This window comes from Jannaschia helgolandensis (assembly GCF_900109285.1).
GTDB classification, from domain to species: domain Bacteria; phylum Pseudomonadota; class Alphaproteobacteria; order Rhodobacterales; family Rhodobacteraceae; genus Jannaschia; species Jannaschia helgolandensis.
In genome coordinates this window covers 317,311-339,045 of sequence record NZ_FNZQ01000003.1, presented here as the reverse complement: position 1 = coordinate 339,045, position 21,735 = coordinate 317,311, and the positions used below count along the sequence as shown (strand labels likewise).

22 protein-coding genes and 1 tRNA gene are annotated in these 21,735 nt (G+C 62.9%); 9 read left to right on the top strand and 14 right to left on the bottom strand.

The window, feature by feature from the left end; all coding sequences use genetic code 11:
• Positions 1-13 precede the first annotated feature (13 nt).
• From ihfA to BMY38_RS10625, 4 genes are all read left to right on the top strand, one after another.
• Positions 14-325, top strand: a complete 312-nt coding sequence (ihfA, locus tag BMY38_RS10640; RefSeq protein WP_092762619.1) for an integration host factor subunit alpha — start codon at positions 14-16, stop codon at positions 323-325.
• A 3-nt stretch (positions 326-328) separates the two neighbouring features.
• Positions 329-1,150: a MerR family transcriptional regulator gene (locus tag BMY38_RS10635; protein ID WP_092762617.1), complete on the top strand. Its 822-nt coding sequence runs from the start codon at positions 329-331 to the stop codon at positions 1,148-1,150.
• A 61-nt stretch (positions 1,151-1,211) separates the two neighbouring features.
• Positions 1,212-1,288, top strand: a tRNA-Pro gene (locus BMY38_RS10630).
• Between the two features lie 55 nt (positions 1,289-1,343).
• The gene (locus BMY38_RS10625; protein WP_092762615.1) at positions 1,344-2,429 is read left to right on the top strand and encodes a 2'-deoxycytidine 5'-triphosphate deaminase; all 1,086 of its coding nucleotides are present in this window, start codon (positions 1,344-1,346) and stop codon (positions 2,427-2,429) included.
• Between the two features lie 2 nt (positions 2,430-2,431).
• Here BMY38_RS10625 and BMY38_RS10620 read toward each other — a convergent pair whose 3' ends face one another.
• From BMY38_RS10620 to BMY38_RS10575, 10 genes are all read right to left on the bottom strand, one after another.
• On the bottom strand, positions 2,432-3,118 hold the full coding sequence (locus tag BMY38_RS10620) for a heme-dependent oxidative N-demethylase family protein (protein WP_245737567.1): 687 nt from the start codon (positions 3,116-3,118) through the stop codon (positions 2,432-2,434).
• 89 nt (positions 3,119-3,207) lie between these two features.
• The gene (locus BMY38_RS10615; RefSeq protein ID WP_092762710.1) at positions 3,208-4,548 is read right to left on the bottom strand and encodes a mechanosensitive ion channel family protein; all 1,341 of its coding nucleotides are present in this window, start codon (positions 4,546-4,548) and stop codon (positions 3,208-3,210) included.
• 53 nt (positions 4,549-4,601) lie between these two features.
• A complete protein-coding gene (locus tag BMY38_RS10610) occupies positions 4,602-6,092 on the bottom strand; it encodes a phosphomannomutase/phosphoglucomutase (protein ID WP_092762612.1) in 1,491 nt (496 codons plus the stop codon).
• 71 nt (positions 6,093-6,163) lie between these two features.
• On the bottom strand, positions 6,164-7,735 hold the full coding sequence (locus tag BMY38_RS10605; RefSeq protein ID WP_092762610.1) for a KpsE/RkpR family capsule polysaccharide export protein: 1,572 nt from the start codon (positions 7,733-7,735) through the stop codon (positions 6,164-6,166).
• Positions 7,728-8,381: an ABC transporter ATP-binding protein gene (locus BMY38_RS10600; protein ID WP_092762608.1), complete on the bottom strand. Its 654-nt coding sequence runs from the start codon at positions 8,379-8,381 to the stop codon at positions 7,728-7,730. Before BMY38_RS10600 ends, BMY38_RS10605 begins: the two co-directional genes overlap by 8 nt.
• Before the next feature lie 159 nt (positions 8,382-8,540).
• A complete protein-coding gene (locus BMY38_RS10595) occupies positions 8,541-9,839 on the bottom strand; it encodes a Na+/H+ antiporter NhaA (protein ID WP_092762606.1) in 1,299 nt (432 codons plus the stop codon).
• A gap of 199 nt (positions 9,840-10,038) precedes the next feature.
• On the bottom strand, positions 10,039-10,170 hold the full coding sequence (locus tag BMY38_RS18565) for a hypothetical protein (protein WP_281243216.1): 132 nt from the start codon (positions 10,168-10,170) through the stop codon (positions 10,039-10,041).
• Positions 10,171-10,391: 221 nt separating this feature from the next.
• Positions 10,392-10,742, bottom strand: a complete 351-nt coding sequence (locus tag BMY38_RS10585; protein ID WP_092762602.1) for a PRC-barrel domain-containing protein — start codon at positions 10,740-10,742, stop codon at positions 10,392-10,394.
• A 292-nt stretch (positions 10,743-11,034) separates the two neighbouring features.
• Positions 11,035-12,681 (bottom strand): chaperonin GroEL, encoded by a 1,647-nt coding sequence (groL, locus tag BMY38_RS10580; protein ID WP_092762600.1) that lies wholly within the window; start codon positions 12,679-12,681, stop codon positions 11,035-11,037.
• 39 nt (positions 12,682-12,720) lie between these two features.
• Positions 12,721-13,008, bottom strand: coding sequence for a co-chaperone GroES (locus BMY38_RS10575; RefSeq protein WP_092762598.1), 288 nt, complete (start codon positions 13,006-13,008; stop codon positions 12,721-12,723).
• Between the two features lie 190 nt (positions 13,009-13,198).
• Between BMY38_RS10575 and BMY38_RS10570 the strand changes: the two genes are divergently transcribed.
• From BMY38_RS10570 to BMY38_RS10560, 3 genes are all read left to right on the top strand, one after another.
• Positions 13,199-15,079, top strand: coding sequence for a Hint domain-containing protein (locus BMY38_RS10570; RefSeq protein ID WP_092762596.1), 1,881 nt, complete (start codon positions 13,199-13,201; stop codon positions 15,077-15,079).
• Positions 15,080-15,146: 67 nt separating this feature from the next.
• Entirely contained in the window at positions 15,147-15,725 is a 579-nt protein-coding gene (locus tag BMY38_RS10565; RefSeq protein WP_092762594.1) for a uracil-DNA glycosylase family protein, read from the top strand.
• Positions 15,722-16,489 carry a hypothetical protein gene (locus BMY38_RS10560; RefSeq protein ID WP_092762592.1) on the top strand — a complete coding sequence of 256 codons (768 nt, stop codon included), beginning with the start codon at positions 15,722-15,724 and terminating at the stop codon, positions 16,487-16,489. Before BMY38_RS10565 ends, BMY38_RS10560 begins: the two co-directional genes overlap by 4 nt.
• 30 nt (positions 16,490-16,519) lie before the next feature.
• Here the strand turns inward: BMY38_RS10560 and BMY38_RS10555 are convergent, their stop codons facing one another.
• From BMY38_RS10555 to BMY38_RS10545, 3 genes are read right to left on the bottom strand one after another with little or no spacing between them, the layout of a single operon-like run.
• Positions 16,520-17,290: a LamB/YcsF family protein gene (locus BMY38_RS10555; RefSeq protein WP_092762590.1), complete on the bottom strand. Its 771-nt coding sequence runs from the start codon at positions 17,288-17,290 to the stop codon at positions 16,520-16,522.
• Entirely contained in the window at positions 17,290-18,261 is a 972-nt protein-coding gene (locus tag BMY38_RS10550; RefSeq protein ID WP_092762588.1) for a 5-oxoprolinase subunit C family protein, read from the bottom strand. Before BMY38_RS10550 ends, BMY38_RS10555 begins: the two co-directional genes overlap by 1 nt.
• A complete protein-coding gene (locus tag BMY38_RS10545) occupies positions 18,258-19,061 on the bottom strand; it encodes a 5-oxoprolinase subunit B family protein (protein WP_245737566.1) in 804 nt (267 codons plus the stop codon). Before BMY38_RS10545 ends, BMY38_RS10550 begins: the two co-directional genes overlap by 4 nt.
• Here BMY38_RS10545 and BMY38_RS10540 point away from each other — a divergent pair.
• The gene (locus BMY38_RS10540) at positions 19,060-19,563 is read left to right on the top strand and encodes a DUF2478 domain-containing protein (RefSeq protein WP_092762586.1); all 504 of its coding nucleotides are present in this window, start codon (positions 19,060-19,062) and stop codon (positions 19,561-19,563) included. The genes BMY38_RS10545 and BMY38_RS10540 overlap by 2 nt on opposite strands.
• Positions 19,564-20,151: 588 nt before the next feature.
• Complete coding sequence (locus tag BMY38_RS10535) at positions 20,152-20,922, top strand: TVP38/TMEM64 family protein (RefSeq protein WP_092762584.1); 771 nt, start codon at positions 20,152-20,154, stop codon at positions 20,920-20,922.
• 184 nt (positions 20,923-21,106) lie between these two features.
• Here BMY38_RS10535 and scpB read toward each other — a convergent pair whose 3' ends face one another.
• A complete protein-coding gene (gene scpB, locus BMY38_RS10530) occupies positions 21,107-21,691 on the bottom strand; it encodes an SMC-Scp complex subunit ScpB (protein WP_092762706.1) in 585 nt (194 codons plus the stop codon).
• Positions 21,692-21,735: the final 44 nt, after the last annotated feature.

The window sequence follows — 21,735 nt, the reverse complement described above, 5'->3', positions numbered from 1 at the left end:
ATCGAGGATATTCATGACTGACAAAACGCTGACACGCATGGATCTGAGTGAAGCTGTTTTCCGCAATGTCGGGCTGAGTCGTAATGAAAGCGCGGCTTTGGTCGGGCAGATTCTGCAGCATGTCTCGGACGCTCTGGTCAACGGGCAACAAGTGAAGGTGTCGGGGTTCGGCACGTTTTCGACCCGTGACAAATCGGCCCGCGTGGGCCGCAATCCGAAGACCGGCGAAGAGGCACCGATTCCGCCTCGCCGCGTACTGACCTTCCGTCCATCGCACCTGATGAAGGACCGCGTTGCTGTCGGGAACGCCACCAGGAAGCGCTGACTCTTGGCAGGCCCTGAAAAATCAGACGGCGCGTTCCGTACGATCCGCGAAGTGGCGGACTGGCTGGGTGTGCCGACGCATGTCCTGAGGTTCTGGGAATCGAAGTTCAGCCAGATCGCGCCGGTCAAGGGCGCGGGCGGACGACGTTATTACCGGCCCGAGGATATGCGCCTGCTGGGGGGCATCAAGGTGATGCTGCACGATCAGGGTCTGACCATCCGGGGCGTCAGCCAGAAGATCGACGATGACGGCATCAAGGTGGTGATGGAGTTGTCTCCCGAACTGGAGACGGTCGAGACAACCTCTCCGGCGCGACCCCGTCGCGTTATCCGCAGCGGCGAAGATGCCGAGACCGGTCGCGTTCTGGCCTTCGACCGGACGACGCCGAAACCGGTGCCCGCCCCCCCGGATAAAGGCGAGCCTGCGGGTGCGGATCAACCCGGCGAGCAGGACATCGATGCGGACCAGATGCCGGACCAGCCAGGCGAAGAGGTCGAGTCTGTGCAACCGTCCGACCTGCCGCCGGACGCGCCCGAGAAGCCGTCGCAGCCGGATGTGATCGAGATGCCTGCCGCCCCCGAACCGGACCCTGATCCACCGGCGGATCCGAAAGAGGAGCGGGGCGTCGAACGCAAACCGCATGCGACACCATCGAAGGTCGCGCCGCCGGCGACAACGCCTCCCCCACGGGGTATCACCGGTTCGACGGTCTATGTTCCGGTGCTGTCACCTTCGGATCATCGCAAATTCCGCCGGATCGTTCGCAAGCTGCGTGGCCTTATCGAAGAGGTCGAGGCAGAGCTGACGGACGGGGACCAAAGCTGACCGGTATCGCAAAGCTTTCGGCTTGCGCGCCCCGGCGAAAGCCGTATGAAGGCGCTGAAGTCGGGCTATGGCGCAGCCTGGTAGCGCGTCCGTCTGGGGGACGGAAGGTCGCAGGTTCGAGTCCTGCTAGCCCGACCAAATCGCAACGCCTCTCCCCTCGCGGGGTGGGGCGTTTCGCTTATCAGGGGGGCCGATGAGCCATTCACAGAATACGCTGCCGACAGGCGTTCTGGCCAGTCAGCAGATCGAGGCACTGGTTGCCTCCGGTGCGATCGCAGCCCCTGCGCTGGTCCCCGGTCAGGTTCAGCCTGCCAGCCTGGATCTGCGACTGGGCAGCGTCGCCTATCGCGTTCGCGCCTCCTTCCTGCCGGGGGCCGGTCGCACACTGGAAGATCGGCTGGCCGAATTCGAAATGCACCGGATCGACCTGACCCAAGGCGCAGTGCTGGAAAAGGGCGCTGTCTATCTGGTGCCGCTACAGGAGCGTGTGGCCCTGCCCGTTGGTGTCTCTGCGGTCGCCAACGCCAAATCGTCTACCGGACGTCTGGACCTTCTGACCCGGACGGTCACCGATGGCGGGACCGAATTCGACCGCATTCCCGGAGGCTATGACGGGCCGCTCTATGCCGAAATCTGTCCGCGCAGCTTTTCTGTTCTGGTCCGTCCCGGAATGCGCCTGAACCAGATCCGCTTTCGCGTGGGCGAAGCGATGCTGTCCGACGACGCCCTGCGCAACCTGCATGCCGCCAGCCCGCTGGTCGATGGCACCCCTGTGATCGACGATGGATTGGGTTTCAGCGTCGATCTGACGCCCGGTCCGCAAACCCTTGTCGGATGGCGCGCCAAGCCCCACACCGGAGTCATCGACCTGGATCGACTGGGACATTACCGCCCTGACGATTTCTGGGAGGCAATCCGCACCGATCAGCGTCGCATCATCCTCGACCCCGGCGCGTTCTATATCCTCGTCTCGCGCGAGGCGGTCAGCATCCCGCCGACGCATGCCGCCGAAATGGCGCCCTATCTGGCCATGGTGGGTGAATTCCGGGTGCATTACGCGGGCTTTTTCGACCCAGGCTTCGGGCATGGTACGCCCGCGCGCGGCGTGCTGGAAGTTCGCTGCCACGAAGCGCCTTTCGTTCTGGAAGACGGGCAGATCGTCGGGCGGCTGGTCTATGAGACCATGTCCGAGACCCCGGCACAGCTATACGGACAAGGTATCGCGTCGAATTATCAGGGTCAGGGTCTGAAGCTGTCTAAACACTTCGCCGCGCCCTGACGTCAGACGACCGGGCAGCGCGCCCTCTGTTCAGGCGTCAGATTTTCCAGCGCGACGACCCAGGTATGCACGGCGAACAGGATTGCGCCCGTTTGCGGCAGACGCAGAACCGTCTGCCGTTCGGATCGCAGGTATCGCGGGGGCCGGGCCGTTGACCTGGGTGCGGCTTCGGGCTTGGGTTGATACAGATCCGGCTCGGCGTAGCCAAGGGCATTTGCGCGCCACATCGCCCGGCCTATGGGGACACGGTCGAAAAGACGCTGCACCTGCCCTGCCAGCCGCACGTCATAGTCGGGGACCGGGCGGTGGATACGGGTCAGGGGACGGCCGATCTTTTCCGCCAGGGTCCAGGACGCGGGAAAGCACAGAAGGCCCGCGGTCAAGACATGTTCGTCGCCTTGGCGCTCCATCAGCAGCAGATCCTCCTGTAACAGATGGCCCAGCACCACAAGCGGCTCCCCGGTCAGCGACACGATTGCGCCATCGGGCCGGACGATCGTTTCGCCCCGGCGCGCGAACCCAGGCGGCAGAGTGTTCAGGATAAAGGCCAAAAGTTCTGCCTGCGCACGCCCCGAGCCGTCGCAGGTTCGCAGCACATCCACTCGCCGATCCCGCAAAAGGCGTTCGCGTTCCGCCATCTGCGGCCCATAGGCATCGTCGACCCTGACCCAATGCCCGGTTACAGGCATCAGGCCTGGCCTTCGCGACAGGCCCGGATCATCCCAAGGCGTATGCGGCAACATCGCTTGCAGAATTGGCGCGCCCTGCCCCTGATCCTTCATTCGCGCGGCGCGGCAGGGCTCAGCAGATCGGCATCACCCTCGGTGCGACGCTCGTCCTCGACCATACGCTCAATCGTGCGATCCGGTGCAACCTCTTCGGCCCTGAGTGGCTCCGGTGGAGGTGCGGGGTCCGCTTCGGACATCACAAGCGCTTCGGGACGGCTTTCGGAGTCCGGCAAATCCACTACGGGTAACGCGCCACCTGTCAGGTTAAGGCGGTAGGTCGGCTCCGGCATGCCGATCCCGGCACTGGTCAAAGCGCCCATGACCACGCGCAGCGCTTCACCCCGTGCGGCATTGAAATCGGCCTGTCGCTGATTGAGCCAAGCGAAGAATTCCACTGTCACGGTGCTGTCGCCCGCATCCTTGACCCAGACCTGAGGCGACGGATCAGTCAGCACGAACTCCAGACCGGCCAGCGTCTCAAGGCCGATACGCTTGGCTTCGGCCAGGTCGTCGTTCGGGTCGATCCCGAGCACGAAGCCGAAACGCCTTTCATCGTTTCGTGTGTAATTTATGATCTTCGCCTTGAAGACAAAAGCGTTCGGCAGGCGGACGTGATTGCCGTTCGGATCCAGCAGGATGGTCGCGCGGCTGGTCAACCGGATCACCGAGCCGATGGAGCCTTCGATGTCCACGACATCGTTGGGCCGGAAGGGTTGTCGCAGTGACAGCATGATCGACGCGATAAAATTCTCGACCGTGTCGCGAACTGCAAAGCCTACGGCCAGACCGACGATGCCGGCCGCCCCGAACAGGCCGGTCAGGATCGCCGTCGCGTTCAGGATATCGAGCGCCACGACAACCCCCGCAATCACGAAGACCAGGCGCAGCACGACGCGGTAGATTTCCGCGATGAAAGCATTCGGCGCCAGACTGTGCCACGGACGTTCCCAGCGGGCCAAGGCAAACCCCGCGACCATCACAAGCCCCCCCACCAGTATCGCAATCAGCAAAAGCGGCAGATAGCTGATGAACTGGCCGATCCGGTCCTGAAACCTTTCCAGAACGGGGTCCAGACGGGTGGCCACATCGGTCGTTTCGGTCACGTCGTTCTCGATCGCGACAACGCCGTCGACCCGTGCCGCGATTTCATCCAGCCGCGGCACGGCAGCGGCCTCGACCACCTCGCCCGAGAAGGTGACGATGCCTTCGCGAACATCGACGCTCACTCCGTCGTAGCCGTCCAGTTCGGCGATGATCGCCTCGATCCGGCGGTCGATGGCGGCGTCACCCAGGCTATCCTGCGCAGTCGAAATGGTGCCGGAAGGCTGCACCGGCTCCTGCGCGAATGTGGGAGAAGCAAGGCACAGGAAAAGCAGAGCGGTGCGAAACATCGCTACACTTTCGAGCACGATGCACATCGGATCAAGTCCATGCAGCGCATCTGTCAGAATGTCTGATCGTAGTCACCGACATTCGGCTCCACCCTGATGATCGCGTCGAGGTCTTCGAAGATCGCGCGCAATTCTTCCTGAGAAGTCGGGCTTTCGCAGACGACGACAAGGTTCGGGGTATTGGACGATGCCCGAACCAGACCCCAACCGCCGTTCTCCAGCATGACACGCGCGCCGTTGACCGTGATTACATCCACGATCTTCTGACCGCCCAGCGTGCCCTGCCCCTTCATCGGCACGATCCGGTCGACGATACGTTGCAACGTATCGTATTTTTCCAGATCGGGGCAGTACGGCGAAAGGGTCGGCGTGTTATAGACCTTGGGGAGCGCTTTGCGCAGATCGCTCATCTTCATATCGGGGTTACGATCCAGCAGTTTGCAGACCTCGACCGCCACCCGCATGCCGCAGTCGTAGCCCCGCCCGATGGGTTCAGCCAGAAAGTAGTGCCCAGATTTCTCGAACCCGGCCAGGGCGCCGATCTCGTGGACGCGACGCTTCATGTGGCTGTGGCCGGTTTTCCAGTAATCCGCCTTGGCGCCATTGGCCTGCAGTACCGGGTCGCTGGCGAACAGGCCGGTAGATTTGACGTCGGCCACGAATGTCGAATTGGGATAGAGCCGCGACAGGTCGCGGGCCATGATGACACCCATGATATCGGCGAAAATCTCTTCCCCCTCGTCGTCGACCACGCCGCAGCGGTCACCGTCACCGTCGAAACCCAGCGCAAGATCCGCGCCGCTGGCCTTAACCGACGCCGACATATCATGCAGCATTTCCATCGCTTCAGGGTTCGGATTGTAGTGCGGAAAAGTATAATCCAGTTCGTTGTGCGACGGCACGACCTCAACCCCGATCCGGCGCAGCACTTCGGGCGCGAAGGCTGAGGCCGTTCCATTGCCTGTTGCGCAGACGATCTTGAGCTTCCGGCTCATCTGGAAATCACCGCAAAGGTCGTCGAGGTAGGCCTCCATCACGCCGTCCACACGCTCCCAAGTGCCGCCGGGTTTTGCCTCACCCTCACCATTCAGAACAATGTCACGAAGCTCGTTCATTTCGTCCGGGCCATGCGTCAATGGGCGCTCAAAGCCCATCTTCACGCCGGTCCAGCCGTTGGGGTTGTGCGAAGCGGTCACCATTGCAACGGCAGGCGCATCCAGATGGAACTGCGCGAAATAGGCCATCGGCGACAAGGCGGGACCGATGTCCTGCACATGGATGCCGGCCTGTGTCAGGCCCAGGATCAGGGCGTTCTTGATGGCGACGGAATAGTCGCGGTAGTCGTTGCCGACAGCAATCCGCGGTTCGATGCCACGTCGCGTCATCTGGGTGCCAAGGCCCAGTCCCAGCGCGGTCACACCAGGCAGGTTGATCCCTTCGGGATATTTCCAGCGGGCGTCGTATTCCCGGAATCCGGTGGGCGCGATCATCGGGTCGCGCAGAAAAGCCCAAGTATTGGGCGTGACGTCGGCAAGCGGCTTCATGGTAATCCTCGGGCATGGATAGGGCGGTCGCGTCACAGCTAGCCGTGCAGACCCTTAATGCAAACCGGAAGTTAGCCAGACACCTGTTCGCGCAGGATTGCCGCTGTCAAAGAGACCATAAGATAGATGCCGGCAAAGACCAGAAACGCCAGAACCGTATTCTCGAAACTGCGCGGATAGGTCGGACGATCGGGCGCAATCGGCGGCACGGGCGTAGACAAATAACGCACCTGACGGTTCGCCTCGATCCGCGCCAGCTCCAGCTGCTGTGCAGATTGCTGAAGCAGAAGCTGCCGCGTCACAAGATCCTGTTGCGCGACCTGTAATTCGGCGGTGACCCGCGCAAGGCTGACTTCGTCTTCCACCCCGACGGTCAGACTCTTGCGGAGGGCATCGATTTCGGCTTGCAGACTGGCGATATTGGACTGCGCGACTTCGACCCGCGTGGCGTTGGGGCGCGCGTTGGACCGCAGTTGATCCAGGCGCAGACGCTCGGCCCGGACCTCGGTCTCCATAGCACCGATCTGGCTGTAAATCAGGGATTCCTCAGCGGTGGCAGAGACCACTCCGACACGTTCCTGCAAATCGACGATCCGGCTCTGTGCCTCCAGCATACGCTGTTCCGCTGCGGCGAAACTGTCCTGTGCCCCGGACATCTGATCGGTCCGCAAGCGAGAGGTCAGGTTATCGACCTGTTCTTCCGCATATCCGATCAGCGCCTTGCTGAACGCCGCGGACAACTTTGGATCTGCCGCCACGACCTCCATCTTGACGACACCTTCTGTCGGGTCATACCCAATCTGCACCATCCGCTTGTAGAGCTTGTAGGCCGCATCGCGCGAACCGTCAGCCTCCAGCCGCTGTAACGGGTCGATGCGGTCCTGCGAGAAATGTTCGGTGAAACCCAGGTCGCTATCGAGGCGGTTCAGTGCGTCGCGTGACAGAAGGTAGGACTGGACCGAGATGCTGTCCTGTTGCGTGGCCAGACCAGTGCCCGAAAATAACCCGCCCAGCCCCGTGGCCCCGGCGGAGGCAGCATCGGCTTGCTGGATGATGAATTCGGACTTGGTGGCATACATGGGCGTGGCGATGGTGTAGAAATAGAACGCGGCGATCGCTGTCGGCAGACCGACGAAAAATGTCAGACGCGTTGCCAGAAGGGCCAGCCTGCGTCGGCGGCGGCGGGCAATGTCGCGCTGAATGTTGACGATTTCACTGGCCCGGTGATCGGCATCAATCGTCGCCGGGATCGGTGTCGCGGGGGACGGTGCCGAGGGCCGCGCGATGGCGGGCACCTGTGCGGTTGGGTTGGCCTGCGCGCCTGCTCCGCCCTTGGCCGGACCTGGCACAAGCTGCAGCATATTGGACCGCTCGAAGGGGTCGATACCCCTGGCGCGCAGTGCCTCGACGGCTTCGCGGTCGGACCCTGCGCTTATCCCGTGTTTCTGGGCAATGCGTCGGGCCATGCGAAGCTGACGACCAGTGGGCGACGGCCCATCCGCTGGACGTGGCGACGGATCGTTGGCTGCCGCGACCTGTGCGCCCGGTGGGATATCGGGCACGGGCATGGTCGCAGGCACCTTGGCACCGGGGCGATTGAAACCTGCATCCGGACGGGTTCTGAACTTGAGGGCTTTAGGCATCGTATTCGTAAAGCCTCCGGGCCTCTTCCAGGGTGTCGAACTGATACAGGCGCCCATCGCGCAGCACGGCCGCCGTACTCGCGAACCGTTCAAGGATTTCCGGCTGATGACTGACGATCACCACCGTCGCTTCTTTCAGACGATCCTTCAAGATCGACCCTGCCTTGCGATTGAATTCCGCATCCGTTGTAGATGGCATTCCTTCGTCGATCAGATAGATATCAAATTCCAGTGCCAGCATCAGCGAAAAACTGAACCGCGCCTTCATACCCTGGCTATAGGTACCGACGGGCATGTCGAAATATTCTTCGATGCCACACAGATACCGGCAGAACGCTTCGACATAATCGGGGTCGAGACCATAGAGCGTCGCGATATAGCGCGCGTTCTCGGTCGCCGTGTTCTTGGAGATGATACCGCCCATGAAGCCCAGTGGAAACGAAACGCGGCTGGTCCGGCGGATTTCTCCCTCGTCAGGTCTTTCAAGACCCGCCATCATGTTGATGATCGTCGTCTTGCCGGTGCCGTTCGGGGCAAGCACACCGACCGATCGCCCCGGTTCCACGCGAAAAGAAGCGCGGTCAAGGATCACTTTGCGCTGCTTGCCCGTCCAGAAGGACTTCGAGACGTTGTCGAATTCTATCATCCGCCCAATAGGCCCCCGAATCGTTAATCCCGCGTAAACCGGATTCGGAGTTCACGGAATGCTTTGGTAACCAGACAATCGGACTTCAATATGGTGCTCTGCCCCCGATTGCCATGATCAGGGGCAGATTCTGCGGCCATTTTACGGCAGGTCGGGCCGTCAGCCCGGCTGTTTCTGCACCTTCGTCAGCTTGCCTACGATAAGGCTCAGGCCTGCCGCGCCAAAGCTCAGCAGCGCGCCCATCTTGGCTGCATCCTGAACCGGTCCGTTATCAAAGGCGACCGACGCGACAAAGAGCGATACGGTAAAACCGATGGCCGCGACGCAACCGATTGTAAACAAGTCCACCGTACGCATCCCTTCGGGCAGACCCAATTTCAATGTATGCGCCCCGACATAGCCAAACAGAAGGACGCCCAGCGGCTTGCCGATGATCAGGCCAGCCAGAACAAGCCAGGTCGGCTCGGAGATCGAGGAAAACGCTACGCCCGCATTCATCAGCCCGAACAGGAACAGCACCACTTCGACAGGATGCTTCAACAGGTGTTCAGTGTGGTTCAGAAGATCGGTCAGATATTGTTCCGCCTCGGCGAACAGACCGAAGGCACGGTCGGCATGTGGAAGTGTCGGCACGATGGGCAACAGACCCAGGGCCGGATTCAGCCCGGATTGCGCAAAACCGAACCACGACAGCGCTCCGGCAATCAGATAGGGCCAGAACGACAGTTTCTGACGCACCCAGGTCGATGTAGGCCGTAGCTGATTGCCGCGGTCCATCTTGCGCGGAAGCCAGTTGAACAGGATGAATACGCCAACCGCCGCCGTCAGGGATAGCAACAGCCAGATCGGCGCCAGCTCGCCTGACGGGTAGAAGATGGCAAGGATTATGAGGCCGACCGCGTCGTCTGCGATGGCCAGCAGCAGAAGAAACCTTACAGCAGGATGGCCCGCGCCGAACACCAGACGCCCGACCAGATAGCTGAATGCGATGTCTGTGGCCGTGGGAATGGCCCAGCCATTGGCGACCAAGGCGAACTTGTCCGGCCCCATCATCCAGGCCAGTCCCAAGTAGACGGTAATAGGCCCGATCATGCCTCCGGCCGTGGCGAAGAGCGGCGTTGCGGCCTTCTTGCCGCGCAGGCTGCCGTTTTCCAGAATAACAGCTTCCCAGACTTCCTTGGCCGCTATGGCGAAGAAAAATGCCATCAGGATTTCGTTCACGAAATAGTGTGCCGTCAGAACCTTGGCCGTCTCGGTATAACCGTACGCATCGGCTTTCTCGCCGACCAGTTCTTCCCACTCACGAAGTTCGATTCCGATCCAGTCGTTGAACCAGATCGGGTAATCCACGAGCGCGTGATAGCTGTAAACGTCGGTATTGGCCCAGATCAGCGCGATCACGGCACCGATAATCAGGAGAAGCGAATAGTTGGTGACGAAATTCCAGACCCGATACATGCGCTCTCCCCAGTTTACATTGCCGGTTTAGCTAGCCGAGGGCGGGCGGTGCGGCAAGGTGGTGTCTGCGAAAATACGGGACGTCCTGCAGGTCCGCACAGGATCGGTGGCTCGGGGGGGCGTGATGCGGACAGAAGTTCGCAGCCTGAATGCTCCTTCTTCCGCTTCATAAGCCGTGTCACGGTCATACCCCAACGTGCTATATGAATGTGTCGCGAAACTTGTAATCGTGCCCGATGCCCCCCATCACCGCTTCGTCCCTGACGCCGAATGCAGGCTTCAGATCGGCGACAAGGCAACGTCTTTCCATGGCCGACAACAGAACTGTCACGGGCAACTTCGCAGGTGTGTCACAATATGACTCTCTGCCGCCGGTCTTACGACAGATCATGCGGGGTCTTGACGGCCCCGTGTGCGTTGAATGGCTTGGGCAGTTGCAGCGCCCGTACGACGCGCGCTGACGTAAGGGGCAAATGCCCTTCTTTTTTGGGATCGCAGTCAACATAAAGGCCCCCGAAGGGGCCTTTTGCTGACTACAGGTCTGGCTGAACGTCAAATCCAGTACGGTGCCAGGCCATAACTCTGATAGGTTCTGGTCTCCCAGTCCCGATCCCGTTCCCAGCCTTCTTCAGCGGCAGGGGCATCATTCAGTTGGTCTTCGGTGATCGACGTTCGGAAACCGCCAAGGCTCTTGTCGTAGGTCAGCGTTTCCCATGGAACAGGCCGCTCATCGCCACCCATCCCCAGCAATCCGCCGAAGCTCATCACAGCATAGGCGACTTTACCGGACGACTTGTCGATCATTACCCGATCGATCGTACCGACGTTCGAGTTGTCGGCGCCATAGACCGTTGTTCCGGATACATCGCCGGCAGCGACCAGATTCGCATCATCATGTACCATTGTTTCCTCCGTTTGCAGGTTTCGACCCCTTGCAGGGATCTTGAATGAAAAACGAAAGACCCCCCTGCGCGGTTCCCTCGGGCTTCCTGCCTTCGGCATGGTTCCGCGTGTTCGAAGAAATGAATTCAGGCTGGTCGAGATGCCGGAAGCTTTCACGACAAAGGCCCCCGTGACGGGGGCCATTGCTTTGCGCCAATCAGCGCGATTTCATTTGACCGGCGGGCGGCTTTCGCGCCCCGGCATGGCCGGGACGCTGCCGCCGCATCGACAGACTTTCCTGTGGAAAGCCGTCTTACATCATGCCGCCCATGCCGCCCATGTCGGGCATGCCGCCGCCGCCGCCACCGGCACCCGGCTTCTCGGGTTTATCGGCAACCATGGCTTCCGTGGTGATCAGCAGACCGGCGATCGAAGCCGCATCCTGCAAGGCGTGACGAACGACCTTGGCCGGGTCGATGACGCCGAACTTGAACATATCGCCATATTCTTCGGTCTGCGCGTTGAACCCGAACTTGGGATCGTTGCTTTCACGAACCTTGCCCGCAACGACCGAGCCATCGACACCGGAGTTTTCGGCGATCTGACGCAGCGGAGCTTCGAGAGCCTTGCGCACGATCGAGATGCCGACCGTCTGATCGTTGTTCGCACCGGTCATATCCACCAGCGACTTGCCGGCCTGAACCAGAGCAACACCACCGCCAACGACGATGCCTTCCTGAACCGCAGCACGGGTCGCGTTCAGCGCGTCATCGACACGGTCCTTACGCTCCTTCACTTCGGTCTCGGTCATGCCGCCGACGCGGATGACAGCAACGCCGCCTGCCAGCTTGGCAACACGTTCCTGCAGCTTTTCACGGTCGTAGTCCGAGGTGGTTTCCTCGATCTGCTGACGGATCTGGCTGACGCGGGCTTCGATCTCGGCTTTCTCACCGGAACCGTCCACGATGGTCGTCGTGTCCTTCGTGATCGAGACGCGCTTGGCGGAGCCCAGCATGTCCATGGTCACGTTTTCCAGCTTCATGCCCAGATCTTCCGAGATGACCTGACCACCGGTCAGGATCGCGATATCCTGCAGCATCGACTTGCGACGATCACCGAAGCCCGGAGCCTTGACGGCCGAAATCTTCAGGCCACCGCGCAGCTTGTTCACGACCAGCGTGGCCAAGGCCTCGCCTTCGACGTCTTCAGCGATGATCAGCAGCGGCTTCTGCGACTGGATCACCTGCTCCAAAAGCGGAACCATCGGCTGCAGCGACGAAAGCTTCTTCTCGTGCAGCAGGATAATCACGTCTTCCAGTTCGGCGGTCATCTTGTCGGCATTGGTCACGAAGTACGGCGACAGGTAGCCACGGTCGAACTGCATGCCTTCGACGACATCGGTCTCGGTCTCGAGGCCTTTGTTCTCTTCTACGGTGATGACACCCTCGTTGCCGACTTTCTGCATTGCGTCGGCGATCTGACGACCGATTTCCGCTTCGCCGTTGGCCGAGATGGTGCCGACCTGCGCGACTTCGTCGCTGTCGGTCACGTCACGGGCGGCGGCCTTGATGGCCTCGACGACCTTGGCAGTGGCCAGGTCGATGCCGCGCTTCAGGTCCATCGGGTTCATGCCCGCTGCGACCGACTTCATGCCTTCCTTGACGATGGCCTGGGCCAGAACCGTCGCGGTGGTGGTGCCGTCACCGGCCTCGTCGTTGGTCCGGGAAGCGACTTCCTTGACCATCTGCGCGCCCATGTTCTCGAACTTGTCCTCAAGCTCGATCTCTTTGGCGACAGACACACCATCCTTGGTGATGCGGGGGGCACCGAACGACTTGTCCAGAACCACGTTGCGGCCCTTGGGGCCCAGCGTGACCTTGACAGCGTCGGCCAGGATGTTGACGCCTTTCAGAATACGATTGCGGGCGTCGGTGCTGAATTTCACGTCCTTAGCGGCCATGTTATTCTCCTAGAATTTGAATGTTTTGCAGGACGTTCTTCAGGCCATAATGCCGAGAATGTCCGACTCTTTCATGATCAGCAGGTCTTCACCGTCGATCTGAACTTCGGTGCCCGACCATTTGCCGAACAGGATCTTGTCGCCGGCCTTGACCGACGGGGCGATCAACTCGCCCGAATCCTTGCGGGCGCCTTCGCCCACAGACACGATCTCGCCCTCGGCGGGCTTTTCCTTGGCGGTGTCTGGAATGATGAGACCGCCCTTGGTCTTTTCGTCGGATTCGACACGGCGGACCAGAACGCGGTCCTGCAGCGGTTTGAAAGCCATTGCGTCAGCCTTTCAGTTAGATGTTTCCCTTTGTCACTCACCTGTAGGGAGTGCCAACGACGGGTAGGTAGGCGCTTGAAATCAGGGTGTCAACGGGTCCGGATACCAAGACATTTAATTAAAGATCCAAGCTCGCTTCAGGCTTTGTTCATGACCCCGTCCGAAGGTGTTCTCAACGGAGGGCCCGGTCATGACAGGCGAGAATTCCAGGGGCAGCGCGAAGCCCGATCAACACGAAAGCGAAGATGGTGGCAAAGGCAACGACACCATCAAGGGTGGGGATGGCAACGACAGATTGCGCGGAAACGGCGGTCACGACTCGATCCGGGGTGGGCGGGGCAATGACACGCTGGAAGGCGGCGATGGCAACGACACCGTCTGGGGCGAGGATGGCAATGATTCCATCGACGGCGGCGAAGGCGATGATGCGCTTGTCGGCGGACATGGTGCGGACACGATAAAAGGCGGCAGTGGCGATGATCGGATATGGGGTCAGGACGGCCGCGACAGCATCGAGGGCGGCGACGGCGACGACAGCGTTGCCGCCGGATCGGATGACGACACAGTTCGCGGCGGCGGCGGAAACGACCAGCTCTGGGGCGAAGCGGGCAACGACAGTATCGACGGCGGAGAAGGTGACGACGGTCTCTCGGGCGGGGATGGCAACGACACGCTGGATGGCGGTGCGGGCAGCGACATTCTCATGGGTGAAGGCGGCAACGACAGCATTCGTGCAGGCGATGGGCGCAATTCCGTCGACGGCGGCGCGGGCGATGACACGATTACTGCCGGAGACGGAGACGATACGATCCGTGGCGGCACCGGCAATGACGACATTAACGTGGGCGGCGGCCAGAACACCGTCGATGGCGGCGACGGCGATGACACGGTCCTGGCCGGCGGCGGCGATGACAGTATCGATGGAGGTTCGGGCCGCGACAACCTGGCGGGCGGCGGTGGCGACGACACCATTCACGGCGGCACGGACGACGATACGATTGAGGGCGGGTCCGGCCAGAACGAACTCTCCGGCGGCGACGGCGACGACCGCATAACCGGCGGGGATGACAATGACACGATCTACGGCGGGGCCGGAGGCGACAGCATCGGCGCCGGGGACGGTAACAATTATATCGACGGTGGCAGCGGTAATGATCTGGTCGAATTCAACGGCACCGGCGGCGGCATCTCCACCATCGGCTGGGGTGACGGATACGGGAATGACACGGTTACCGGCTTCGATCCGGCAACCGATTTCATCGACCTCTCCGACGGGATGAATCAGGATGACCTGATCTTCACGGCGACGGAAAACCCGAAAATCTGGAAGATCACGATCAGGGACGGCAATCCCGACGACAGCCTGACCCTGGATTTCACTCAGTATCAGCACACCAACATCACCGAAGAGGACCTGCGCGCCCGCGTCAGCGGCCACGAGGCTTCGGACCCGGACGAGGCGCATTCCACCCCCGCCTGCTTCACGCCCGGCAGCCGCATCCTGACCGATGAGGGCCCATGCCGGATCGAGGATCTGCAGGTTGGCGACCGCATCGCCACCCGCGACCACGGTTCCCTGCCCCTGCGCGCGCTGCTGCGCACCCGGCTGACAGCCGAACAGATCGCCGACCGGCCTGAATTGCGGGCCGTCGTCCTGCCGCGCGGATGTCTGGGCAATGGTCTTCCCCTACGGCGCTCGGTCGTATCGGCCCAGCACGGTCTGCGCTGCGATCTGCCGGACGGGCCTGCCCTGATCCGTGCGCGCCATATCGTGGAAATCGGGAAATGTGGCCATCGGTCGCGGGGCGGCGCGCAAGGCCTGACCTATCTCCATCTGCTTCTGGACCGGCATGCGCTGGTCTCGGTCGACGGCCTGTGGTCCGAGTCGTTCCGCCCCGGCCCCCACACGACGGCAGGGCGGGCTTTGCTGCGAGTGTTCCCGGCAAGTGCCGCCTTCGTCCAGACCCTTCGAACCGCGCGGCGTTCGGACCTGCGCCAACTGTCGCGACAGGCCATCCGAACGGGACTCTGCAGTGCCGCCCAAGCTGCGACGGTGGTTGACACATCCTGACACGACCTCTTCGCAAGTCTTTCGCAGCCGACTTGCCTATCCCCCTGACGCCGCTAGCTGTCGGCGCATGGATTTACCCGATGAGATCGCCGCCTGCCGCCACTGCGCAGAGCGCTTTGCGGCTACTGCAACGGCGCATTTGCCTCGTCCCGTTGTCTGGTTCCGGCCCGGCGCGCCGATCGTCGTGGCCAGCCAGGCACCCGGACTGCGCGCGCATACATCCGGCAAACCTTTTGACGACCCATCCGGCGTGCGGCTGCGCGACTGGATGGGGGTGGATGGCGAGACGTTCTGGAACCGCGACAAGGTGGCGATCGTGCCGATGGGGTTCTGCTTTCCCGGTTACGACATCAAGGGATCGGACCTGCCGCCACCTCGCATTTGCGCCAGAATGTGGCGCGCCGCCGCCCTCGACCATGTCGGCTCGCCAAAGGTCACGTTGCTGATCGGCGGCTATGCGCAGGATTGGCACCTGGGAAAAGGCCGTGTCACCGACCGGGTTCGCGACTGGCGCAGCCGCGCGCCCGGCATCTTCTGCTTGCCCCATCCGTCATGGCGCAATACCGGATGGCTCAGACGTCACCCCTGGTTCGAGGCCGATACCTTGCCTGCCCTGCGCCGCGCCATCAAGGATGCCCTGACATGACCCCCCTTGATCGCGCCCATCTCGCAGCGGAAGACGACGGCACCGACACCGCCCGCCTGACCTTTTTCGAACGTCTCGCCGAAGCAGAGCTGCACCTGTTGCTGGACGACGGCGATAGCCGCGACGGCACGATCACCCCTCGCCTGTTCGAGATCGAGGGCACGCGCTATGCCCTCGCCTTCGACCTTCCGGACCGCCTGACCGATTTCGCCGGGGCCGCAGCCACCGCCACGCTGTCTGGCCGTCGGTTGGCGACCATGCTGGCCTCCGAAAACCTGGGTCTCGGCCTCAACCTCGAAGACGCGCCATCGGCTCAACTGCTGGACCCTGAGGCCCTGCGCTGGCTGAACAGGACGCTCGCCCATCAGCCCGAAGAGACCGAAGCCCGCATTCAGGAGGTCTCCTCCCCCGGTGACATCCCCGACGCCCTGCTGACGGCGTTGGACGGCAAACTGGGGCTGGCCGTCGGATTGGCCCGCACCGGATACCTGGCCGGGGTCGCCTATGAGGGCGGCACGCGGGGTCACATTCTGGGATTTGTCGATGTCGTGCCGGGGGCCGAAGGCGATCTGGCGCGCGCGGTGTCCGAGGCGCTGGTGTTCTCAGGTCTCGATGCCGGCCAGATCGACGTGACCTTCCTGCGCGCTGCGCACCCCCTGGCCGCAACACTCGCCCGGCATGGCCTGCGGATAGATCTGCCGGTGCCGGACGCGCCCGCGACGCCCACGGCACCCGGCACGGATGCGCCGCCGCGTTTGCGTTAGCGCCCGCTTCGTCATTTCAGAATATCGCGGTCACGATGGGCGGTGTCCCTGCATCGGGGCCAGCGTGATGCCTTCGGTCTCCAGCCCGGCGCGCACGGCTCGGGCAATGGCAACCGCATCGGGACCGTCGCCATGCAGGCAGATAGAGTCGCAGGCCGCAGGGATCTGTCGGCCCGAATTGGCGATGATCGCCGCGGACTTCACGAAGGCCACCATCCGCGCAGCCGCATCATTCGGGTCATGCACCATTGCACCCGGTTGGCCGCGTGTCACCAGCGTGGCATCGTCGTTGTAGCCCCGGTCGGCGAATATCTCGCCCGCCCAGCGTGCGTCCAGTGATCTGGCCGCCGCCTCCTGCGCCGTGCCCGCCAGAACCAGCAGGATGACGTCCGGATCGACGCGCAAGGCCGCGGAATACGCCGCGCGCGCCATCTCGATGTCTTCGGAGGCCATGTTCGCCATCGCACCATGCAGTTTGAAATGACGGACCTGTGTGCCCAACGCCGCCGCCATGCCGCGCGCCGCGCCGAATTGCCATATGACAAGATTGGCAAGGCTCTCTCCGGGCATCGACATGCGCCGCCGACCAAACCCCTGAAGGTCGGGAAATCCCGGATGCGCCCCGATGCCGACCCCCCTGTCGCGGGCCTGCGTCATCGTCCGTGCCATCACGTCCCAGTCCCCGGCATGCGCCCCACAAGCGACGTTGGCCGAGGTCACGATGTCCAGCAACGCGCCGTCGTTCCCCATCCGCCAGTCGCCGAAGGCTTCGCCCATGTCGGCATTCAGATCGATGTGCATCAGCTATCTCCGTCGCGGGCGGACATCACGCCGCCGATCAGTTGCAGGCTTAGCAGGTCCGTGATCTCGGACGGATCGCGGACCAGCGGCGACACCTCGGGGCGTTTGGACCGGGCCGCGCGCGCCTCGGCCAGTGTCACGAACCGGAACCGCAATTTCGCCCCCGGCACTGCCTGCATGGCCCGCGGCATGTCAGCGGAAATCACCGTGCCGATCCGCGGATAGCCGCCGGTCGTCTGACATTCTGGCCCAAGGATATACGGCACGCCATCGCCGGTCATCTGCACATCGCCCGGCAGGATGAAATCCGACAGCAGGTTCAGCTGTGCTTCGGTCGCGAAGCCCGGTCCATTCATCGACAGCCTGACGCCCTGCCGATTGCCGCGCATATCGCGGGTAAATGCCGTGTCGGCGAAGCGGGCCAGTTCCGCTTCGGGAAACAGCCGTGTCTGCGGTGTCGGCAGCAGCCGCAGAAGCCCGCCGCCCAGCCGCTCGCTCGCCGCGACCTTCCGGGGCCGCAGCACCTGTGGCATGCCGGGCAGACGGTCGCCCGCGGTCAGCGGTTTGCCGATATTGGCAATCAGGTGCGCGGCGCGACTGCCCAGCATCGTTTCGGTCTGGAAACCACCGGGAACGTGGACGTAGGAGTATACCCCCTGCCCGCTTGGCCGCAGGTTCAGCGTTGCTTGGTCCTCCAGCGTCTGGGCGGTATTCCAAGCCACCGCGCGGCCATCCATGTCGGCGCGCATCGGTGCCCCGGTCAGCGCAACGGTCGTGGCCCCGTGGGCGCGCAGACACAACGGCGATCCCGGTGTCTCGATCCCCGCGCCGACCTGACCCAGAAGGGCGTCGGCATCGTCCAGCGCATGCTGGTCGGCGGCCCCGCCATGGGCCAGCCCCTGAGTCAGATAACCCGCGCGGCCGCGATCCTGAATTGTCACCATCGGGCCGCAGGACAGAACTTCGATCATGGCAAAACCTCGAACGTCGCACCGCCGTGGCGGTCGGGATCAGCGGCAGCCTCATCCCGCAATTCCGACATGGAAACGGCGGGAAATATCACTTCGTCCCCCGGTGTCAGCGCGATGGGACGGTCCCGCGACGGGTTGAAACACCCGAACAGCGTGCGACCGACCTGACGCCAGCCCGTCGGTGCCTCGGTCCCGAACAGGACAAGCTGCCGGACCGCCGTGACCAGCGCGCCTTCGGGAACCTTCGGCGTCAAGCCCGTCTGACGCGGCAGGTCCCATTCAGGCGGTAATATTCCGGTGTAGGGCATGCCCGGCACGAACCCCAATGCCAGAACCCGCACCCGCGCTGACGACAGCGCCGCAATGGCATCGGCCTGCGACAGCCCGGCCATCGCGGCGGCCTCCTCCAGCTGTGGGCCATCGTCGCCGCCATAGCTGCAGGGGATGCGCCACAAGCGGCGGGCGGGCGGCACGATCTGCGACCAGTCGCGGGCGTTCAGGCGATCGGTGAGCGCAGCCTCCAGCGCCTCAGGGTCACCTTCGTATCGCACCAGCACCGACCCGAGGGACGATGCGGTTTCGACCACACCTGTTATCGGCTCGGCCTCCAACCCGGCGCGAAAAGCGACGCAGGCGCGATTGGCGCGGTCATCCAGCGTTGGGGCGAAACGCAGCAAAAGTGCCGCTTCGCCCAATGGCTCGATCCGGGGGAAATGTTCTGACATCCGGCCATGGGTCGCTTGCCGTGCAGGCCGCGTCAAGCCTTGCACCGCCGGGCGGCCCGTGGAACCAAGGCCCATGCGCCTTGCCTATACCATGACCGAAGGTCGCGGAGAGCTTGATCCCCTTTTGCATCGCGTGGCCCTGGCGGCCATCGCGCAGGGCCATCGCGTCGCCGGGATCGTGCAGATCAACAGCGACCGGCCGGGCTGCGCCCGCTGCGACATGGACGCAGTCGTACTGCCCGATGGCCCGGTCATCCGCATCAGCCAATCGCTGGGCCGCGAGGCACGGGGCTGTCGGCTGGATGCCGAAGGACTGGAAACCGCCGTCGCCGCTGCCGAAGCATGTCTGGCACAGGGTGTGGACCTGCTGATCGTCAACAAGTTCGGCAAACAGGAAGCCTCGGGCCGCGGGTTCCGTCCGGTGATCGCCGCCGCGCTGGAGACAGGCGCCGACGTGCTGGTCGGGGTGAACCCGCTGAACCTCAACGCTTTGCAGATGTTCACGGGGGGGACGGCGGATGCCTTGAAGGCGGACGCAACGGTGTTGCTTGACTGGATCGCGGCGCGACAGGCCTGACAGACCATTTCGAAAGGCCTTGAGCTGCAATGCGAACGACCCGTAGCACTCGACACACAGAAAAGTCGATCCCGAATGGGCAGTGCCGTGTCGAAGGCCGGTGGCAGTCCGAGCGGACCCGGCATCGAATACCCATTGGGCGCAAAATACGGTGAACCCGTCTGGCCGCGATCTCGCCCAAGGTGTCGATCAATTGCGCCACATTTCAGAAGCCAGACGTGTGACGCCTCAGGCGGTCGGCAGTGCGGCAAAATTCTGCGCGGTCTGGAGTATTGCGCCATCGCCCGGCAGGCTGCCAAATGCCCTTGGCCCAGACCAGGAAAGGACCGTCGCAACGAGCGGCAGACTGCGTCTCGGCCAACCTCACCGCCCCGCGCGGCAAGGCGAAGATAGGCGGCAAGTCTGTCGACCATGCAATTGGATCATACCTGCAACCCGGATCGATGTAACGGCCCTTGATTCGCCGAACATCCGGCCCCGGCTTCCCCGCATTGCCCGAACATGGGATCTTGTCGCGCATTACAAACACGACACTTCGCCGCTCAGCCCTTGCGGCGGTGCCGCATGGAAGCCTAGGACGTGCCCACGATGCCAAACCCCAGCCCTTCCCCCGCCGCGACGCCGATCAAGGCCTGGCACATCTGGCTCTGGCCTGTGCTGTTGGTCGTGATCGCCTTGGGCATGTGGTTGCTGCCTTGGGGCGACTGGGTTCCGATTCTGCGCGATTGGGTCAAGTCGCACGGCACATACGGGATCGTGGTTTTCGTCCTGGCCTATGTGGTTGTCGTAATCCTGCCGCTGCCTGCGGCGGCGATGTCGGTGGTCGGCGGGTTGGCATTCGGCTGGTGGGGATATCCGCTTTCGATGCTGGGCAGTATCCTCGGTGCGATTCCACCCTTTCTTATCGGTCGACACTGGCTGCGCGCGCCCCTGATGCGCCGGATCGACGGACCCCGCGTCCGCGCCGCCGACCGGGCAATCGCCCAGAACAGTCTGGTCTTCGTCGTGCTGCTTCGATTGACGCCGATCCTGCCGTTCACGGCACAGAACTGGTTACTGGGGTTTACGGCCGTGCGACCCTGGACATATCTTCTAGCGACGACGGCAGGACTGGCACCGGGCACTTTGGCCATGGTCTGGATCGGTGAAATGGGCGGGCTGGCCACTGTCGGGGCAAGCCGGGCACAACTGATGCTGGGCGGCGGCGGTTTGCTGGCCTTCGGATTGATGGTGATCTGGCTGGGCCGGGTCGCCACGCGCGAGATGCGGCGTGCCGGGTTTCACAAGACCGGACCGGCCCAGCCCCTTGCCGACAATGCCATACGTCCGGAATCCAAACCGACTCTCCCCGACAACTGAACGCCCCCGCCTTTCGACCTCCTGCGCAAAGCGCAACAGATTGGCCTCCGCAGGCACGGCGAAACATGTATTTTCACCACGGAAATTGCTGTGCCGCTGGCCGTGGCCGTTCTGATCGGATGCAAGACCCGGTCGAAACCGGCCGACCAAAGTTGCAACAGGGACTGAACTGTCCCCCCTGGCTTCAGCCTTCCTGTTCAGGCGGGGAGCGTTCGAACATGTCGTCGGTCGCGTCTTCTTCGGTGTCCGGCACATCGTCCGGGCGTGGGGAGCTGTCCAGCAAACCGGCGCCGCGCAATTCCTTCAGGCCCGGCAGATCGCGCGGGGACGAAAGGCCGAAATGGTCGAGGAAACCCCGTGTCACGACGAAAGTCACAGGCCGCCCCGGCGTGTTGCGGCGCTGGCCCAGCCTGATCCAGTCCAGTTCCATCAACTGCTCGACCGTGCCCTTGCTGACCGAAACGCCGCGGATTTCTTCAATCTCGGCGCGTGTGACGGGCTGGTGATAGGCGACGATGGCCAGCGTCTCGACCGCCGCCCGGCTCAGCTTGCGGGTCTCGACCGTCTCGCGCGTCATCAGAAACGCAAGGTCCGCCGCAGTGCGGATCGCCCAGGCATCGCCCACGCGCGCCACCCGTACGCCCCGTCCGTCATATCGTTTCGCCAACTGCTCCAACGCGGCGGGCGCGTCGCAGCCGTGTGGCAGGCGGGCGTGTAACTCGCCCACCGTGACCGGTGTGGCCGAGGCGAACAGGATCGCCTCGACCATCCGTTCCTGTTCGGCCAGCAGCGGTGCTTCGAACAGGGTCTCGG

Coding starts and splice junctions, on each gene's coding strand:
- ihfA (WP_092762619.1), top strand. CDS start 14: ATGACTGACAAAACGCTGACACGCATGGATCTGAGTGAAGCTGTTTTC.
- BMY38_RS10625 (WP_092762615.1), top strand. CDS start 1,344: ATGAGCCATTCACAGAATACGCTGCCGACAGGCGTTCTGGCCAGTCAG.
- BMY38_RS10620 (WP_245737567.1), bottom strand. CDS start 3,118: ATGCCTGTAACCGGGCATTGGGTCAGGGTCGACGATGCCTATGGGCCG.
- BMY38_RS10615 (WP_092762710.1), bottom strand. CDS start 4,548: ATGTTTCGCACCGCTCTGCTTTTCCTGTGCCTTGCTTCTCCCACATTC.
- BMY38_RS10610 (WP_092762612.1), bottom strand. CDS start 6,092: ATGAAGCCGCTTGCCGACGTCACGCCCAATACTTGGGCTTTTCTGCGC.
- BMY38_RS10605 (WP_092762610.1), bottom strand. CDS start 7,735: ATGCCTAAAGCCCTCAAGTTCAGAACCCGTCCGGATGCAGGTTTCAAT.
- BMY38_RS10600 (WP_092762608.1), bottom strand. CDS start 8,381: ATGATAGAATTCGACAACGTCTCGAAGTCCTTCTGGACGGGCAAGCAG.
- BMY38_RS10595 (WP_092762606.1), bottom strand. CDS start 9,839: ATGTATCGGGTCTGGAATTTCGTCACCAACTATTCGCTTCTCCTGATT.
- BMY38_RS10585 (WP_092762602.1), bottom strand. CDS start 10,742: ATGGTACATGATGATGCGAATCTGGTCGCTGCCGGCGATGTATCCGGA.
- groL (WP_092762600.1), bottom strand. CDS start 12,681: ATGGCCGCTAAGGACGTGAAATTCAGCACCGACGCCCGCAATCGTATT.
- BMY38_RS10575 (WP_092762598.1), bottom strand. CDS start 13,008: ATGGCTTTCAAACCGCTGCAGGACCGCGTTCTGGTCCGCCGTGTCGAA.
- BMY38_RS10570 (WP_092762596.1), top strand. CDS start 13,199: ATGACAGGCGAGAATTCCAGGGGCAGCGCGAAGCCCGATCAACACGAA.
- BMY38_RS10565 (WP_092762594.1), top strand. CDS start 15,147: ATGGATTTACCCGATGAGATCGCCGCCTGCCGCCACTGCGCAGAGCGC.
- BMY38_RS10560 (WP_092762592.1), top strand. CDS start 15,722: ATGACCCCCCTTGATCGCGCCCATCTCGCAGCGGAAGACGACGGCACC.
- BMY38_RS10555 (WP_092762590.1), bottom strand. CDS start 17,290: ATGCACATCGATCTGAATGCCGACATGGGCGAAGCCTTCGGCGACTGG.
- BMY38_RS10550 (WP_092762588.1), bottom strand. CDS start 18,261: ATGATCGAAGTTCTGTCCTGCGGCCCGATGGTGACAATTCAGGATCGC.
- BMY38_RS10540 (WP_092762586.1), top strand. CDS start 19,060: ATGCGCCTTGCCTATACCATGACCGAAGGTCGCGGAGAGCTTGATCCC.
- BMY38_RS10545 (WP_245737566.1), bottom strand. CDS start 19,061: ATGGGCCTTGGTTCCACGGGCCGCCCGGCGGTGCAAGGCTTGACGCGG.
- BMY38_RS10535 (WP_092762584.1), top strand. CDS start 20,152: ATGCCAAACCCCAGCCCTTCCCCCGCCGCGACGCCGATCAAGGCCTGG.
- scpB (WP_092762706.1), bottom strand. CDS start 21,691: ATGGTCGAGGCGATCCTGTTCGCCTCGGCCACACCGGTCACGGTGGGC.